This is a genomic window from Cellvibrio fibrivorans (assembly GCF_031457055.1).
Lineage (GTDB): Bacteria > Pseudomonadota > Gammaproteobacteria > Pseudomonadales > Cellvibrionaceae > Cellvibrio > Cellvibrio fibrivorans.
On the sequence record NZ_JAVDVX010000001.1, the window covers coordinates 559,078 to 575,124 of the forward strand.

The window sequence follows — 16,047 nt, forward strand, 5'->3', positions numbered from 1 at the left end:
GGTTACACCAAGTCCTTAAGCACTTTTAAATTTGCACTGATCAATTCATTGCGCACCGCAACAGAGGCAGCAGAGCGCAAACCATCTGCCGGCGTGTTTTTGCAATAGTCGATCAGCTTTTCCACGGTTGAAGTAGCAACATGCATGCGCGTATCGGATGACGCGTAATAAATAAATACTTCATTTTTTTCATTCACTATCCAGCCATTGGCAAATGCCACGTTGGAAACATCGCCCACACGTTCTGCGCCATGCGGTGCAATAAAATGGCCTGCCGGGCTGTGCGTAACAACCCAGGGGCGCTCCAATTCCGTCATGAACATATACAATGTGTAACGCAAACCTGCAGCAGTATTGCGCACGCCGTGCGCGAGGTTTAACCAACCTTCTGCGGTTTTAATTGGCGCCGGGCCCTGGCCATTTTTGACTTCTTTAATGGTGTGGTAAACCTTGCCGTCTACGATCACTTCCGATTTCACTTCAGCGCGGGTCATGTCGTCCACTAAACCCCAACCGATACCGCCGCCACCGCCAACACTGATAAAACCATCTTGCGGGCGCGTGAACAAACCGTATTTACCATCGATAAATTCCGGATGCAAAACCACGTTGCGCTGCTGGCCGGAGTAAGTAATTAAATCCGGCAAACGCTCCCAGCTAATTAAATCTTTAGTGCGCGCGATACCGCATTGGGCTTCTGCTGCAGAGGTATCGTTAGGGTGATTTAAATCTTTGCGTTCGGTGCAAAATAAACCGTAGATGTAGCCATCTTCATGCGCGGTCAAACGCATGTCATAGACGTTGGTATCCGGGCGATCCGTTTCCGGCATGGTGATGGGATAATCCCAAAAGCGGAAATTGTCGATGCCGTTCGGGCTTTCAGCAATCGCAAAAAACGATTTGCGATCAACACCTTCAACACGCACGGCCAAAATATATTTACCGTTCCATAAGATCGCACCTGAGTTAAATGCGGCATTAACGCCCTGGCGCTCCATCAAATGCGGATTGGTTTTTTCATTCAGATCGTAACGCCAAAAAATAGGCGCATGTTCTGCGGTGAGAATCGGGTTCTCGTAACAATCGTAAATACCATTGCCCTGCGCTTTCACAGTATTTTTTTTGGTGACCAGCACTTCGTGTTGTTGCAACAGCGCCTTGGCTTTTTCTTTAAAACTACTCATGTTCCCAATACTCCAATGAGTTTTGCTAGTGTGTCGTTCTGATAGGTGTTTCATCACCCAACGGATTTAAACGTAATCGATTACACCGGTAGTTAAAATTTTTTGCACTGCAGGAAAATCTGCAGCGCAAAAAATAACTATCAGGATTTAGTTAATAAATGTTCGTCATTAGTGCCTTGCAATAGCACCGCAGGTGTATCTGCTGCATAGTCTTCCAATTTTTTGTACCAGTTAAACCAGAGGAAAATACTGGTAATAACCGCAATAACCATAGCGATAATAAATTCAGGCCAGTGTTTGATCACCATGAAAATCGGCGCCGCCACCAGTGAGGTTTGCCATACAATTCCCACCACTACATTGATTGCATCACGCGCAAAATTTTTGTTGGCGCCAACTTGCGGATAGTCTTTTTGCACTTCGGCCAATACTGGCGCCCAGAAACCCCAGGGGCGAACTTTGGTGTAAAACTTTTTCAGCACGTCCATATCATCCGGTTTGGTCAGCAGCGATCCAATTACACAGGCGGCGATACAGGCAATGAACATAAACGGAAATGCATTAATGGGAGATATATCGGTAAAAATCAGTGGGAACGCAATGGCAAAACCAGCGACCATTCCCCAGAAATACCCGTACCCATTAAAGCGCCACCAATACCATTTGAGGACATTGGATGCGGTGTAACCACCATAGAGCGCGCTTACCAACCATTGAATAACTTGATTCAAGGTGGGGATAAAAAAGCCGATCGCTACGCCGAGGATTACAAACAACACCGAAATAAAATAACTCATGCGCACATAGGTTTTTGGCGCTGCATCCGCATTGATATAGCGTTTATATAAATCATTCACGACATAAGCGGGCGCTGCGTTTACCGTTGCCGCAAAGGTAGACATAAACGCAGCGAGTAAACCGGCAATTAATAATCCCAATAATCCACTCGGCAAAATCTCACCCGCCAATACCATTGGCAATATCTGTTCAAAATCGACGTCTTTGCCCATCGCATTTAAATCGCCCATAAACAAACCCAGCGCAAGCACGGTTAAACCGGCAATCAGCATGTAGCGCGGGAACATTAAAACGATGGTGACAAAACCACTCATTTTGGCAGCATCTTTCGGTGATTTTGAGGAGAGCACTCGCTGCATATCATAAGTGGGTTGCGGCCCGGCCAAACTTTGCAAAGTACCTTTAAACAACATCAGCATAAAAAAGATGGCAAATAATTCATAACCATCGGCGTCGATTTTGTCATTGGCAGCTGCCAGTTTTTCTGACCAATCCAGATTCAATTCCCAACTGAAGAAAATACTGGTCCAACCTTCCGGGATGGCGGCATTGAGCATTTCCGGTGAGACGCGCTGCATGGCAATAACACCAACCGCAATGCAGGCAATGGTCATAATCACAAATTGGAAAACTTCAGTGAATACCACGCTGAACATGCCGCCTTTCACCACATAGAGCGTCGTAATCGCAGTGATGATCAAACCGTAAAACACGTCATTCATGTGCGAGTCGGTGGACAATTGCCAAGGCATAAATACTGCCGCAAATTTTCCGATACCGATAAATCCATAGGCGATAAACCCGATCACATTGACTAGCGCAAACAGCACCACAATTAAATGCGAAAGGCGCGCTCCGCGTCCCTCGCCAAAGCGGAAAGTAATCCACTCTGCGCCGGTCATCACACCAGAACGGCGCAGCCACGCAGAGAGAAATACCATCAGGAAAATCTGGTTGAACACCGGCCACAACCAGGGAATAAACACGCTGGTCAGCCCATACACAAACAATAAATACACCAGCCACATGGTGCCGGAAATATCGAACATGCCGGACGCATTCGACAGGCCAAGCTGCCACCAAGAAAGTTTATTGCCACCGAGAAAATAACTTTTAATATCTTTTGACGCGCGACTGGAAATCCAGAAGCCCACCACCAGGGTTGCAATGACATAGGCAAGGATGATGGCTATATCCAGAAGTGGAAGATTCATGAACAGATTCCGAATTTATTATGTAGATCGAATGATCGCTTTTCTTATCTGATCCCATTACTTCCGTGCGGCAACTCATCAACAATAATGTTTAACAGAGGGGCTGAGACTCAGGGTAAAACGGCAATCGTCAGTGTCAGATCATCCAAGCATATATCAAGAGTGACCATAAGCACCGACATGGCAAACTAATGTAACCGTTTACATGTTATTTTTCTAGTCTCTTTTGACGAGCTGTAGTAAATTTTCCGGCAAATAAGTCAATCTTCAATAAATCCAATCTCAACTCACCCCCATATCGGCTCCTAAAGGTCGTTTTTATGTCCAATATTCGCGATGTTGCTCGCCTGGCTGGCGTATCTGTTGCAACTGTTTCACGAGCCCTGAGCAACCCCGAAAAAGTCTCCGACGAAAGCCTGGAAAAAGTTCACAACGCAATCGCGCAAGTCGGCTATCGCCCCAATATGCTCGCACGCAACTTCCGCTCGGCGCGCGCCTATGCGGTAGTGGTGCTGGTTCCCGATATCGCGAACCCTTTCTATTCCCTTTTTATCCGCGCCCTGGAAGACCGCGCCCAACAAAAGGGCTACGCGGTATTGCTGGGCGATACCCGTGGCACACCTGAGCGGGAAATGGAGTACATCCGCCGTGTAGAAACTCGTCTGGCTGACGGTATAGTGCAGCTACGCCCCAGCTCGGAAAAAAGCCAGAACAACATTCCGCCCGATATCCCCTGCGTCAACGCCTGCGGCTGCGAATACACCACCGGCCCGGCGATCCGCATCGACAACCGCGCCGCCGCCAAAACTATGGTGAATTACCTGATCAGCCTCGGCCACAAGCGCATTGGGGTGATCTCTGGCCTGAAGGACAACCCTCACGCCATCGACCGCCTCGAGGGTTACAAAGAAGCTCTGGCAGACGCGGGTATACCCTTTGAGAAGGATCTGATTGCCGAGGGCGACTTCACCATGTGGTCAGGCCTCAACGCTGCCTTCCAGTTCTGCAATATGAAAGTTCGCCCAACAGCGGTTTTCTCGATGAACGATGAAATGGCGATAGGCGCTATGCAAACCCTGAAAAACCAGGGCATCCGCATTCCGGAAGATATGTCGGTCACTGGTTTTGACGATATCGCCTACGCCAAATATTCCGACCCCAGCCTCACCACTATTTCGCAACCGGCGGAAGAGATGGGAAAAATGGCGATGGATATGCTGCTAAAAGTGATTGAGGGTGAACCGCTGAGCCAGCGCGAGTGTGTATTGCCAACGGAATTTATTATCCGCAAAAGCACCGGGCCTGCGCCGGGTAAGAAATAACTTGAAGTTGGGCGCTGCCACCCCCACATCGGCGCCTTACTATTCTTCAACTTGTTGTTAAAAGCGCTTGGCATTTTTTGATCAACTGTGGGTGGATTATGAGTGACCTATTTATTCTGCAAAACCAAGACAAACTTTTTCTCGGCCGCCAAAACAACTGGCTGGATGGGCGCGATCTGGCTGCGCTCTACAAAACCGTACATAAGGATGAGGCCATCAACCAGATGTTTGAAGCCAGCTCCAAAGACTACCGGCAGCGCATTAAAGTGCTCAGTTGCAGCGCCAATGAGAAAGGCTTGCCAGTGATCGACCCGGAATTGATGCCCGAACCACTGCCCAAAGCAGGTAAAGATTTATTTGAAACCCTGGAGCAGGCTGCAGCACCCGGCGCACCGGATGAATCCTCGGCACCACAGGCTGACTTGACCTAAACTTTGTCCACTTATCCCTATCCCGTTATTTACGCCCCCTGCGGCCTACCCGATTGCTCTTGCAGCTAAAGGAATCTGAAGTGTCTGTATCCCAAGGCTTAGACCAGCACCTATCGCACGAACTGCTCGCCACCTTCGCTGAGCCAGCCAACAATGCCAGCTTGCGGGGAATATTGCGCGGGCTGGAAAAAGAAAGCCTGCGCGTTAAACCGGAAGGCACACTGGCGCAGACCGATCACCCACAGGCACTCGGCTCAGCACTCACGCACCCGCATATCACCACTGACTACAGCGAAGCGCTGCTCGAATTCATCACCGAGCCATTCACTGATGTGGAACATTTGCTCGAGCAACTGGATAACATCCATCGCTTCACCTATCAACAACTCGACAGTAACCGCGAACGCCTTTGGCCTGCGAGTATGCCTTGCACGCTAGGCAGCGATGCGGAAATTCCGGTTGCGCGTTACGGCACATCCAACAGCGGCAAGATGAAAACGGTGTATCGCGTAGGATTGGGGCATCGCTATGGCCGCTCCATGCAAACCATTGCGGGTATCCACTACAACTTTAGTTTGCCGGATGATTTTTGGCGCGCGCTGCAAACACAGAGCGGCAACCAGCAATCACTACAGGATTTTAAAACCGAACGCTACTTTGGCTTGATCCGCAATTTCCGCCGCAATTTTTGGTTGCTGATTTATTTATTTGGCGCATCGCCTGCAGTCTGTTCCTGTTTTGTAAAAAATCGCGCGCACAAATTGCAGCCGTTTCCCGCCGCTGAAAAAACCATGTATTTGCCTTATGCAACATCGCTGCGTATGGGCGATTTGGGCTACCAGAGTGATGCGCAAAAAACCCTGGTAGTGAATTACAACAACCTCAGCGATTATTTAAAAACCTTGTGCGGTGCGATTACCCACAGCCATCCAGCTTACGAGCAAATCGGCGTAAAAGATAGCGCGGGAAATTATCAGCAACTCAACAGCAGTTTGCTGCAAATCGAAAATGAATTTTATTCCAGCATCCGCCCCAAACGCACCACCGAGCGGGGCGAAACGGCATTGCAAGCATTGCGCTTGCGCGGCGTGGAATACGTGGAAGTGCGCTGTGTGGATTTAAATCCGTACGAGCCGCTCGGCATTACCATCGAGCAGATGGAAGTGATGGATGCATTTTTACTTTACTGTTTATTGAGCGATAGCCCGGCAACTGACGAGCGCGAATTTTATCAGGGGCAGGAGAACCAAAAGCGCATCGTCAATAGCGGACGCGATCCAGCACTGGAACTATTGCGCGGCGATAACAGCGTACCCATGCGCATATGGGCACAGGAAATTTTGCAGGGCAGCACTGCCTGTGCGGAATTGCTCGACCAGGCTAAAGGTGGCGATGCTTATCGTCAGTCACTCACCCTGCAATTTGCCAAACTGGAAAATCCCGAGCTGACGCCTTCAGCGCGTGTACTGCGCGATATGACCAGCGCGCAGCAAAGTTTTTACGCGCACACACTGGCATTGGCTGAACAGCATCGTGCTTATTTTGCAACGCGGCCATTGGCAGAAAAAGACTACACAGAATTTGCGCAGATGAGCGCTCAGTCACTGCAAACACAAACGGAATTGGAAACTAAGCAACAAATGAATTTTGATACCTATCTGGAAAGCTATTACGCCCAGTATCGCGGTTGTACCGGTTGCGGAAGTTAAGGCAGGCATTATTACGGAGCAAATAGTGAATCAGTCGCCCGCAACGAGCGAATGATTCGCTGCATTATTTCTGCACGACAAAATTATTGAAAAACAAATCAGACGCAGGGCCTTTGACTGGCTTGATAGAATCGAGGGAAGGCGCCGCCGATGCTGTAGCATCCTCCATTTTATGCTCAGGTTCTTTTTCATCATCGTGCTTGGCAATTTTTTTAGCGGCATCTTTCTTTTTATCCGCACTGTGTTTTGCGTCATGCTCGTCAGGATCGTGCCCTTCCACTTTCAAGAGCGCTTTATTAATTTCAGCCAACGCATACACGCGTAAATATTCCTTACCTTCAGCGGTGCTGATCGCCTCTTCCGTTTGCGCGCTAAGGATACTCACCAGACGATCGCGGATTAATGGTAAGTGATGCATCACCTCAGTGGCATCCTCTCCGGTTTCTGTGCGAATCGATAATTCCGCCTTGATAAACCGCGCCTTACCCGGCCCACCGTAATTCACCACTAACGCAGGTTCCAGCGGAATATAATTAACCCCCTCCGCTACCGCAGGTCCACCACCACTGGCCAAGGTCGGCAGCGCCGATACCCACCCAAGGATTGCAACACAATATTTAACAGCCACTTTCATATTCGCTCCAAACATCTGAACTTGCGCGCTACTTTGCGCTCCAACTGACGCGATAATCGCACTGCCCCAAAGCATAGACTATTCCGCTGGCGTCAGGCTGCGCTTTTGCGTTGCCATTGCACAATCGAGAGCAGAAAACTACTGGCTCTGGTGCAGGCTTATTGCTTACCATTAGCCGCACCCCTTATCGACCAAACGCACACCCAACAATAAGCAGTATCCCTTTTTAAGGATTTATTATGATCCCCAGTTTTCGCAACACCAATTTTCTTATCTTTATCGCCTGCACATTAATGATCCTCGCCGCTGCCTATATGGAGCACGTGATGAAGATGATCCCCTGTTCACTTTGTATCACCCAGCGCGGTTTCGTGGTCCTCACTGGCCTCTTGGCACTGGCTGCAGCACTGCATAATCCTGCGCTCACTGGCCGGCGCACCTATGCCGTATTGGGTATTGTCAGTGCCATCCTTGGTGCCTGTTTTGCTGGTCGCCAACTATGGTTACAAAGTTTACCTGCCGATCAGGTGCCCGCCTGTGGACCCGGTTTGGCTTATATGTTTGAAGTGTTCCCGTTTATGGAAGCGCTGGAGCTGCTACTGCAGGGCGATGGCAACTGTGCCCACGTCGATAAAATCCTTGGTCTAAGCCTTGCCGCCTGGACGTTTATGGCCTTTATCGGCTTGGCTGCAGTGAACCTATACCAACTGCTGCGCAAGCAAGACAAACTGGTCTAGGTGTCTTGCCCTCACGCAGAAGATGGCCTATTGTGGCAAACTCAAAACCAACAGCAGTGTGTTTGACTCTTCCTGAAGCCAGCGTGCGGCCTCATTAAAAACACACTGCGTCGAACAACGCATAGGATTACCTGATGTTAGAAAATTGCAAAAGTGCCAAAGAACGCTGGGGCGGTGTGAGTGAAATTATTGATCGCTGGCTGGAAGAGCGTCAGGCAATGCTGGTGCAATACTGTGCACTGAGCGGCTTGGACCAGGACTTGAGTGACCTGCAGCGCGGTGAGAAATTGCGCAGCTTTTGCCAGATTCTGGTGGACTATGTATCCGCTGGCCACTTTGAAGTCTACGATCAATTGATCAAAGAAGGGCGCGAGTTTGATGACGCAGAAGCCCTGCAAGAAGCCAGCAAACTCTATGACACTATCGATACCACCACCGAAAGACTGCTGGATTTCAATGATAAGTATTTAGAAACCGACGACATCAGCTCGCTCACGGCCGACCTGTCGCACTTGGGCGAAGCACTCGAAGTGCGTTTTAGTACCGAAGACCGCCTTATCTCGGTGCTGCACACATCGCACAAAGATTTGGTTAGCTAATTAGTCAAACCATAAAATTACTGCCATAAAAAAACCCGCTCATGAGCGGGTTTTTTTATCGTCATAAGATCGGGTCAAATCTTATTTAGCTTCTGCCGCAGCTTCAGGCGCTTTGATTTCCAACAATTCAACTTCAAAAATCAAGGTTGATGATGGTGGGATTGGGCCTTGACCGCCAGCGCCGTACGCCAACTCTGACGGGATTACGATTTCCCACTTGGAGCCTTGTGGCATCAATTGCAGGGCTTCAGTCCAGCCTGGAATTACACCATCCAACGGGAAGGTTGCTGGTTGGCCATTTTTAACAGAGCTATCAAATTCAGTACCGTTGATCAGCTTGCCGACATAGTTAACAGTAACAGTGTCAGTCGCTTTTGGCTTGGCGCCTTTACCTTCGGTGATTACTTTGTATTGCAGGCCGCTTGCAGTGGTAGTTACACCTTCTTTAGCCTTGTTTTCTTCGAGGAATTTTTTGCCTTCAGCAATATTGGTTTCGCTCAGTTTCTTTTGTTCTTCTTCTTGTTTAGCCATGGCTTTTTGCTGAACTTCCTGCATGATCTTTTGCATATCTTCTTCACTGATGCGAGAAGGTTTGCCATCGCGGATATCAGTCAGCGCCAATGACAATGAGTCAGGCTCAATGGTCAGGCCACCATTTTGCAGGTTTTTACCCAAATTTTGACCAATGATGTAGTTCGCTTTTTGCTCCAGAGTCGCCAGCTTTGCACTGTCATCAACCGGTTTTGCTTCTTCTTTTTTGTTGCAGCCCATCAAGCCAGCAGTAGCAGCCATCAGGCCAACAACCAATAAACGTTTGTTAAACATAATGCACCTTATTAGTAATCATTGATTTGTAATCGTTGTCTGTGTGAAGCAAGCGTGCCGCTCACTTGGTCCTAGCCGACACCTTATACTGCGGCGCCAGAGCAGGCGGCAATGGTATACCAACTCCAGCCAAATGTGCGCGTTTTTAGCGCCTACCCATGTTAAACCGCTAGCCAAAGTGTGTGCTGCAGCCCATTTACCTCCAGGGCGCTTAAGCCGCTAGCATCAGAACCGGTTCAGACTGCTTGCTTTTCACAAAGTTCACGTCCTTTACCCTCTATCGCTCAGGGTTATTGCCAGCTAAAGTACAAGCCCATCGCCCCGCATAGAGGCATACACTTTTTAGTGGGGCGCAGCTACAATTCGCCCGAAATGCATCAACAATTTGCTGTGCCACTCATTAGACGTTTTCAACGCTTTTTTCATACAGGTATTTTTTATGGCCGCCACCAAAACTCCAAAAAATTCAATTGCTGAATTGGAACAAGAAATCGCCAAGCTAGGTGCTGCGCTGGATAAAGCGCGCGCGCAAGAACTTGCTGCTGCAGAAAAAACAGTTGCTGCGGAAAACAAAGCGCTGGTCAGCGCCAAGAAAAAAGTGGCTGACCTGGCGAAAAAAGAAAGCAAAACGCCCGCTGCCAAAGCGCGCCTGAGCCAGGCGAAAAAAGATTTAGCCACGCAAGCCAAAGTCGTTGCTGGCGCACAAGCATTGCTGGACAGCTTAAAAGCAGCGCAAGCAGCGAGCAAAGAAATTGCCAAGGCGGTTGCAGAACAGCTCAAAGGCAATGCTAAAAAAGCCGGTAAGGCCGCCAAAGGAAAACCTGCAAAAACAGCTACAGCAAATGCTGATGCACCCAAAGCTGAAAAAACCGCAACCAAAAAAGTAGCGAAAAAGTCCGAAACAAAAACAACAGAGCCAGTAAAAAGCGCCGCAACCAAAACCAAGGCGACTAAAGCCAAAGCGACCAAAATCAAGCCTACTGCAACACCTGAAGCTGCCCACGCTGCAGTTGCTGCCGAACAGCCAGCTCCAAAAGTTGCAGCCGCTAAAAAACCTGTCGCAAAAAAAGCCCCTGTTAAAAAAGCGCCAGCCAAAAAAATAGAAAGCACCACTGAAACTGCTGCACCTGCACCAACTGCTGTTGTTGAGGCACCTGCTGCCCCAGCAGTTGAAGCACCAGTTGTGGTTACCGAGCCATCTGCTGTTGAAACACCGGCAGTCGCGGCGAGCATCGAATCACCTTCGACTGCCACACTGCCCTTCGATGATGACCAAGGTTCATTAAATTAAGTGCCAGCTGAATCACGTCGGGTTACATAAAAAAGGGCGCCAACGGCGCCCTTTTTTAATAACAAAAGATTCAAACCTACGCACAAAATCTCGGTCATACTCAAGCAGGATAATCAGGAGAGCTTCGTCATGCACACATCCGCTATCACAATGCCGCAACTGTTTGAACAATTAGGTTTGGAATCCAGCAATCTGGCCATCGCGCGCTTCATCAAACATCATCATTTACCTGAGGATATTAAGCTGCAAGCCGCCGATTTTTGGACCCAATCGCAACGCCAATTTATTAAAGATAGCCTGCAACAGGATTCCGACTGGTGTGAAATTGTCGACCAGTTGGATGCGCTCTTGCGCCACTGAGTCAGTACTATTTACCGAGCAATGCCAGCAATTCCGAAATCGCTGTATCAGCAACATTAAGTTGCCGTAAGTAAAAGCGCAGATTTTCACCAGCAGTCGATAGATACGTATTGGCTGTGCCTGGATTCTCCCAAGTGTGCGCCAATCCTTGCAATAGCGACTGCAATTGTTTTTCCGCGAGCGATTCCGCCTGTTTAATTTGGCTGCGCACTTGTTCGATATCCGGATCCGCACCACCAAATTCTGTTTTCATCCGCCGCCGCAATTGTCGCAGCGGTACAACATAGTGCTCGTCCCATGCGTGGATACGCTTCTGCGCGTTGCGCAGACGCGCTGCATCCAGAGTTAATCCTCGCTGTTCCAGCCAGAGGCACCATAACAATACATTCACATTTACCCCATGCTCATCTTGCAGGCGCAGGCACGCATCCGCCACACCGGCGCGGGCATACTGGCGCAGGGAAAAATCCCACAGATTGGATCTATCATCGAGTGACGCAGTGGGCATAACAAAATCCGCTAGCAGAGGTTTGGGGCAAGTCTGCTAGAATGCGCGCCATGATTCAATTACAAAACACTTCCGTTCAGCGCGGCACCAAATTTTTATTAGATGGCGCCGACCTCACTATTTATCCGGGCCAGAAAGTCGGTTTAATCGGCGCCAATGGCACTGGCAAATCCACCTTGTTCCAATTGTTGCTCGGCAAACTGCACAGCGATACCGGCACGCTTGATATCCCCAAACAGTGGCGTGTAGCACATATGGCGCAAGAGGTTGGGCATACCAGCCGCAGCGCGCTCGATTATGTGCTCGACGGCGACAGCGAATTGCGCCGTCTGGAACAGGAAATTGCCACCGCCTTGCAAGATCCGGAACACAATGGCGAACAACTCGCACACCTGTATAGCGATATGGAAAATATCCATGCGTACACCGCACCCTCGCGCGCGCAGCAGTTGTTGAATGGTTTGGGCTTTGCGCCGGGCGATGATAAACGCCCAGTATCGGATTTTTCCGGTGGCTGGCGCATCCGTTTAAATCTCGCCCAAGCATTGATGTGCCCATCGGATTTATTGCTGCTCGATGAACCGACCAACCATTTGGATTTAGATGCGACCCTGTGGCTGGAAGAGTGGCTCAAACGCTATCCCGGCACCTTGATTATTATTTCGCACGACCGCGATTTTCTCGACAATATTGTCGATCGCATTGTGAATATTGAAAAACAAAAACTCGATAATTACAGCGGCAACTATTCTGCGTTTGAACGCCAACGCGCCGAAAAACTCGCACAGCAACAGGCGAGTTTTGAGAAGCAGCAAGAGCGTATTGCCCACGTTGAAAATTATATTCGCCGCTTCCGCGCGCAAGCTACCAAAGCGCGCCAGGCGCAGAGCCGGATTAAAGAATTGGAGCGCATGGAAAAAATAGCGCCCGCGCATATCGATTCGCCATTTACGTTTACCTTTAAATGCAACGATAAAATGTCAGTGCCGCTGGTGCACATCGCGCGCGCCGACATTGGTTACGGCACTAAAGTCGTTTTAAATAAAGTTGAATTGAGTATTCGCGCTGAAACCCGCGTAGGCTTGCTCGGCCCCAACGGTGCAGGTAAATCGAGCTTGGTAAAAACCCTTGCCGGTTCCTTACCTTTGTTAGCTGGTGATCGCACTAACGGCGAACATTTTAAGCTCGGCTACTTTGCGCAACATCAATTGGAAGCACTGGATATTAATGCTTCCGCGGCATTACACATCCAACGTTTGGCGCCACAGGCACGCGAGCAGGAAATCCGAGATTTCCTCGGCAGTTTTGATTTCCACGGCGACCGCGCCTTTGAACCCATCACCCATTTTTCCGGCGGCGAAAAAGCGCGTTTGGCATTAGCGATAATCGCATGGGAAAAACCCAACGTATTATTGCTCGACGAACCCACCAACCATTTGGATTTGGAAATGCGCCACGCGCTCACCATGGCGCTGCAGGAATTTGAAGGCGCGGTGATTGTGGTATCGCATGATCGCCACTTGTTGCGCAATACAGTGAATGAATTTTTGCTGGTTGCAGATGGTAGTGTGAGTGAGTTTGATGGCGATCTGGAAGATTATTACAAATGGATGCAGCAACAAAAAACCAATGCGGCTACCGCTGAAAAAGAAACTGCCATTGCCAGTGAGAGCGACAGCAAAGTCGATAAAAAAACCCAGCGCCAACAGTCGGCAGCGCAGCGTGCGCAGTTGAAACCACTCACCAACAAATTAAAAAACCTCGAAAGCCAGCTGGAAAAACTGCAGAAGCGTTTAGCCGAAATCGAAACTTTATTGGGCGATAGCAGTATTTACGAGGATAAAAACAAAACCAAACTGCAAGAGTTATTGGCCGAACAAGGCAAGCTGCAAGCTCAACTGGAAGAGACTGAAGAAAACTGGCTGATGGTCAGCGAAGAATTAGAGGCGGCAAGCCAATAAGTTTATCAACGAATATATATCATCTGAAAATAAAAAAGCCGGAATAAATTTCCGGCTTTTTTATTACTACTGCAACATTAGAAATTCATGCGCAAACCAATGCCAATTTCTGAGGCTTCTGAACCCAGGCCAACATCGGCAGTCACTGAAAATTGTGGTGCAAACCAGTAAGCAACTCCACCGCCGAGAACTGTATTGCCATCAAATGCGGTGTGGTGGGAGAGTTCTACTTTCGCTTCAACATTGTTGTTGAGAAAACCGCGCAAGCCTGCAGCAACAATCAAACCTGAATCGCTATCACCAGAGTCCGGGGAAATATTTTCCGCGCTTAGCGTGCCGAACATGCTGGAGTCAGCACCAAACAGGGTGTGATATCCAATACCGGCGCTGATTGCTTCTGAACCGCAGCGACCACCACTCACATCACTGTAAGAACCTATCGCAAAAAAATCATCATTTAATTCAAGGCTGCCGCTCAAGCGCAAACCATCCTGGTTGCAATCGTAATCATCAACATCTTGATCAATAAATTGCAGCGCAGCGTAATTGTAGCTAATGCCAGGTGCTGCATTAACACTTACGCTACCCGCTAAACCTGCAGCAGCAACGAAGTAACTCATTTTTTTCAGTGTGTTTTTCATAATTTTTACTCTCCAGTAAGGTCGTTCACGGTGATACTAGTTGTTGTGGATGAATCAATCCTGAACACAATTGTGTGGGGAATTTGCTGCGCGCATTATCGATGGAAGTTATCGATTTGACGGTGCGGTAGGTCACGTTAAATTATTTACTGTTCCACCCTTGGACTTAAATAGGTGCCATTGCCAACAAAAAGCGGCAATTGATTATCTCTGCAACATAATGATATGAATTAATTTTCATCAATAAATTAATAGCCGATTTGCGTGATACCGGGATCACCTTGCAACAATATTGCATGGACTTGCAAAATACGGCGCCCTTCCATACGGCTAATAGTAAATTCGTAGCCCGCGAGCCTGATGGCTTCACCAGCAACCGGAACATGTTGTAATTGTTCAAGCAATAATCCAGCGAGCGTAAAATAATCGCCGTCGCCGCGCGTTAGTCTGATGCGCAGCAATTCTTCTACTTGTTCCAGCGATATGCTGCCATCAAGTATCCAACCGCCTTCGGTTTCGCTAGCGAGGGGTTCATCGTGGGTATCCGCCAGTTCACCTGCAATGGCAGCGAGCAGGTCGCCCGTTGTCACCACCCCTTTGATGCTGCCGTATTCATCGATCACTATTGCCAAGGGTAATGGCTCCTGGCGCAGCATCTCCAGCACCTTAAGCGCGCTGGTACCCTCAGGAACGGCGAGGGGAGAGAGCGCAAGTTTGGCGAGGTCAAGCGGTTGGTTGCTGAGCGCGGCGGTGAGCAGATCGCGGCTTTGCACTACGCCGAGCAGGTTATCAAGCTCATCGCGCGCTACCAGCAGACGGGTTTGCGGAGTGGTTTTAAGGATTTCCAGAAGCTCGGCTGGTGTCGCCTGTGCATCGACCCACACGATATCCGGGCGCGGTGTCATCAGCGATTGAACCGGGCGCTCCGACAACTGCAATACGCTGCGAATCATGCTGCGCTCGCTGTGTTCAAATGCCAGCTCTTCATCATGGGGGGCGGCGGTCATGCCGGCGATATCAGCGCCGACTTCATCAGCATCACTGCGCCCACCCAACAATTTCAGCACAGCTTCGGCGGTGCGATCGCGCAGCGGGCGTTCGCCGATTAAATGGCGAGTGCGATTGGAGCGCGCCAACTGGTTGAATATTTCGATCAGCACCGAGAAGGCGATAGCGCCGTAGAGATAGCCTTTGGGGATTTCAAAGCCCGCGCCCTCTGCCACCAGACTAAAGCCGATCATCAGCAAAAAACCGAGGCAGAGCATAACCACGGTGGGGTGGCGATTAACAAAATCGGTCAATGCCTTGCTGGCGATAATCATGATCAGCATGGCGATCACCACCGCAATCATCATGACTTCCAGATGATCGACCATACCAACCGCCGTGATTACCGCGTCGAGGGAGAAGACCGCATCAAGCACTATAATCTGGGCCACTACCGCCCAGAAAGCGGCATGGACGCGGGTGTTGCGCGGCAGGTGGATCTTACCCTCCAGCCGCTCATGCACTTCAACCGTCGCCTTGAACAGAAGAAAGATGCCGCCCAGCAAAAGAATCAGGTCGCGCCCCGAAAGACTTTTATCAAAAATGCTGAACAGCGGTTGGGTGAGTGTCACCAACCAGGAAATGCCAGCCAGCAGCAATAGGCGCATCAGCAGCGCCAAGCCCAAACCGATGACCCGCGCCTTGTCTCGCTGGTGTGGCGGTAACTTATTAGCCAAAATCGCGATGAAGATCAGGTTGTCGATCCCCAACACAATCTCCAACACTATCAGGGTTAACAGCCCCAGCCAGGCACTGGGATCAGCCATCCATTCCACGATATATCCC

The 16,047-nt window shown here is 49.5% G+C and carries 15 protein-coding genes; 8 read left to right on the forward strand and 7 right to left on the reverse strand.

Annotation, left to right across the window (positions count from 1 at the left end):
• Positions 1 to 2 precede the first annotated feature (2 nt).
• Together mgp130 and J2X05_RS02385 are read right to left on the reverse strand one after the other, a co-directional pair.
• On the reverse strand, positions 3 to 1,184 hold the full coding sequence (mgp130, locus tag J2X05_RS02380) for a 4-O-beta-d-mannosyl-d-glucose phosphorylase Mgp130 (RefSeq protein WP_310068142.1): 1,182 nt from the start codon (positions 1,182 to 1,184) through the stop codon (positions 3 to 5).
• Between the two features lie 140 nt (positions 1,185 to 1,324).
• The gene (locus J2X05_RS02385; RefSeq protein WP_310068145.1) at positions 1,325 to 3,196 is read right to left on the reverse strand and encodes a sodium:solute symporter family protein; all 1,872 of its coding nucleotides are present in this window, start codon (positions 3,194 to 3,196) and stop codon (positions 1,325 to 1,327) included.
• A 320-nt stretch (positions 3,197 to 3,516) separates the two neighbouring features.
• Here J2X05_RS02385 and J2X05_RS02390 point away from each other — a divergent pair, with 320 nt between their 5' ends.
• The 3 genes from J2X05_RS02390 to gshA all read left to right on the forward strand — a co-directional run bounded on the left by J2X05_RS02390 (position 3,517) and on the right by gshA (position 6,658).
• The gene (locus J2X05_RS02390; RefSeq protein WP_310068147.1) at positions 3,517 to 4,518 is read left to right on the forward strand and encodes a LacI family DNA-binding transcriptional regulator; all 1,002 of its coding nucleotides are present in this window, start codon (positions 3,517 to 3,519) and stop codon (positions 4,516 to 4,518) included.
• Between the two features lie 98 nt (positions 4,519 to 4,616).
• Positions 4,617 to 4,949, forward strand: coding sequence for a hypothetical protein (locus J2X05_RS02395; RefSeq protein ID WP_310068149.1), 333 nt, complete (start codon positions 4,617 to 4,619; stop codon positions 4,947 to 4,949).
• 80 nt (positions 4,950 to 5,029) lie between these two features.
• Positions 5,030 to 6,658 (forward strand): glutamate--cysteine ligase, encoded by a 1,629-nt coding sequence (gene gshA / locus J2X05_RS02400; RefSeq protein ID WP_310068152.1) that lies wholly within the window; start codon positions 5,030 to 5,032, stop codon positions 6,656 to 6,658.
• Positions 6,659 to 6,722: 64 nt separating this feature from the next.
• On the opposite strand, the gene J2X05_RS02405 is transcribed toward gshA, so the two are convergent.
• Positions 6,723 to 7,292 (reverse strand): flagellar basal body-associated FliL family protein, encoded by a 570-nt coding sequence (locus tag J2X05_RS02405; RefSeq protein WP_310068154.1) that lies wholly within the window; start codon positions 7,290 to 7,292, stop codon positions 6,723 to 6,725.
• Between the two features lie 239 nt (positions 7,293 to 7,531).
• Between J2X05_RS02405 and J2X05_RS02410 the strand changes: the two genes are divergently transcribed.
• Both J2X05_RS02410 and rsd read left to right on the forward strand, forming a co-directional pair.
• A complete protein-coding gene (locus tag J2X05_RS02410; RefSeq protein WP_310068157.1) occupies positions 7,532 to 8,029 on the forward strand; it encodes a disulfide bond formation protein B in 498 nt (165 codons plus the stop codon).
• A gap of 134 nt (positions 8,030 to 8,163) precedes the next feature.
• Entirely contained in the window at positions 8,164 to 8,628 is a 465-nt protein-coding gene (rsd, locus tag J2X05_RS02415) for a sigma D regulator (protein ID WP_310068160.1), read from the forward strand.
• An 81-nt stretch (positions 8,629 to 8,709) separates the two neighbouring features.
• Here the strand turns inward: rsd and bamJ are convergent, their stop codons facing one another.
• Positions 8,710 to 9,453: a BamJ family beta-barrel-assembly machinery protein gene (bamJ, locus tag J2X05_RS02420; protein ID WP_310068163.1), complete on the reverse strand. Its 744-nt coding sequence runs from the start codon at positions 9,451 to 9,453 to the stop codon at positions 8,710 to 8,712.
• A gap of 439 nt (positions 9,454 to 9,892) precedes the next feature.
• Here bamJ and J2X05_RS02425 point away from each other — a divergent pair, with 439 nt between their 5' ends.
• Both J2X05_RS02425 and J2X05_RS02430 read left to right on the forward strand, forming a co-directional pair.
• Positions 9,893 to 10,744: a hypothetical protein gene (locus J2X05_RS02425; RefSeq protein ID WP_310068166.1), complete on the forward strand. Its 852-nt coding sequence runs from the start codon at positions 9,893 to 9,895 to the stop codon at positions 10,742 to 10,744.
• Between the two features lie 129 nt (positions 10,745 to 10,873).
• Positions 10,874 to 11,104 carry a DUF2789 domain-containing protein gene (locus tag J2X05_RS02430; RefSeq protein ID WP_310068169.1) on the forward strand — a complete coding sequence of 77 codons (231 nt, stop codon included), beginning with the start codon at positions 10,874 to 10,876 and terminating at the stop codon, positions 11,102 to 11,104.
• Between the two features lie 7 nt (positions 11,105 to 11,111).
• Here the strand turns inward: J2X05_RS02430 and J2X05_RS02435 are convergent, their stop codons facing one another.
• A complete protein-coding gene (locus J2X05_RS02435) occupies positions 11,112 to 11,612 on the reverse strand; it encodes a TIGR02444 family protein (protein WP_310068171.1) in 501 nt (166 codons plus the stop codon).
• 50 nt (positions 11,613 to 11,662) lie between these two features.
• On the opposite strand from J2X05_RS02435, the gene J2X05_RS02440 reads away from it, so the two are divergent.
• Complete coding sequence (locus J2X05_RS02440; RefSeq protein ID WP_310068174.1) at positions 11,663 to 13,573, forward strand: ATP-binding cassette domain-containing protein; 1,911 nt, start codon at positions 11,663 to 11,665, stop codon at positions 13,571 to 13,573.
• Between the two features lie 77 nt (positions 13,574 to 13,650).
• On the opposite strand, the gene J2X05_RS02445 is transcribed toward J2X05_RS02440, so the two are convergent.
• Both J2X05_RS02445 and J2X05_RS02450 read right to left on the reverse strand, forming a co-directional pair.
• On the reverse strand, positions 13,651 to 14,214 hold the full coding sequence (locus J2X05_RS02445) for a hypothetical protein (RefSeq protein ID WP_310068176.1): 564 nt from the start codon (positions 14,212 to 14,214) through the stop codon (positions 13,651 to 13,653).
• Between the two features lie 248 nt (positions 14,215 to 14,462).
• Positions 14,463 to 16,028, reverse strand: coding sequence for a TerC family protein (locus J2X05_RS02450; protein ID WP_310068178.1), 1,566 nt, complete (start codon positions 16,026 to 16,028; stop codon positions 14,463 to 14,465).
• Positions 16,029 to 16,047: the final 19 nt, after the last annotated feature.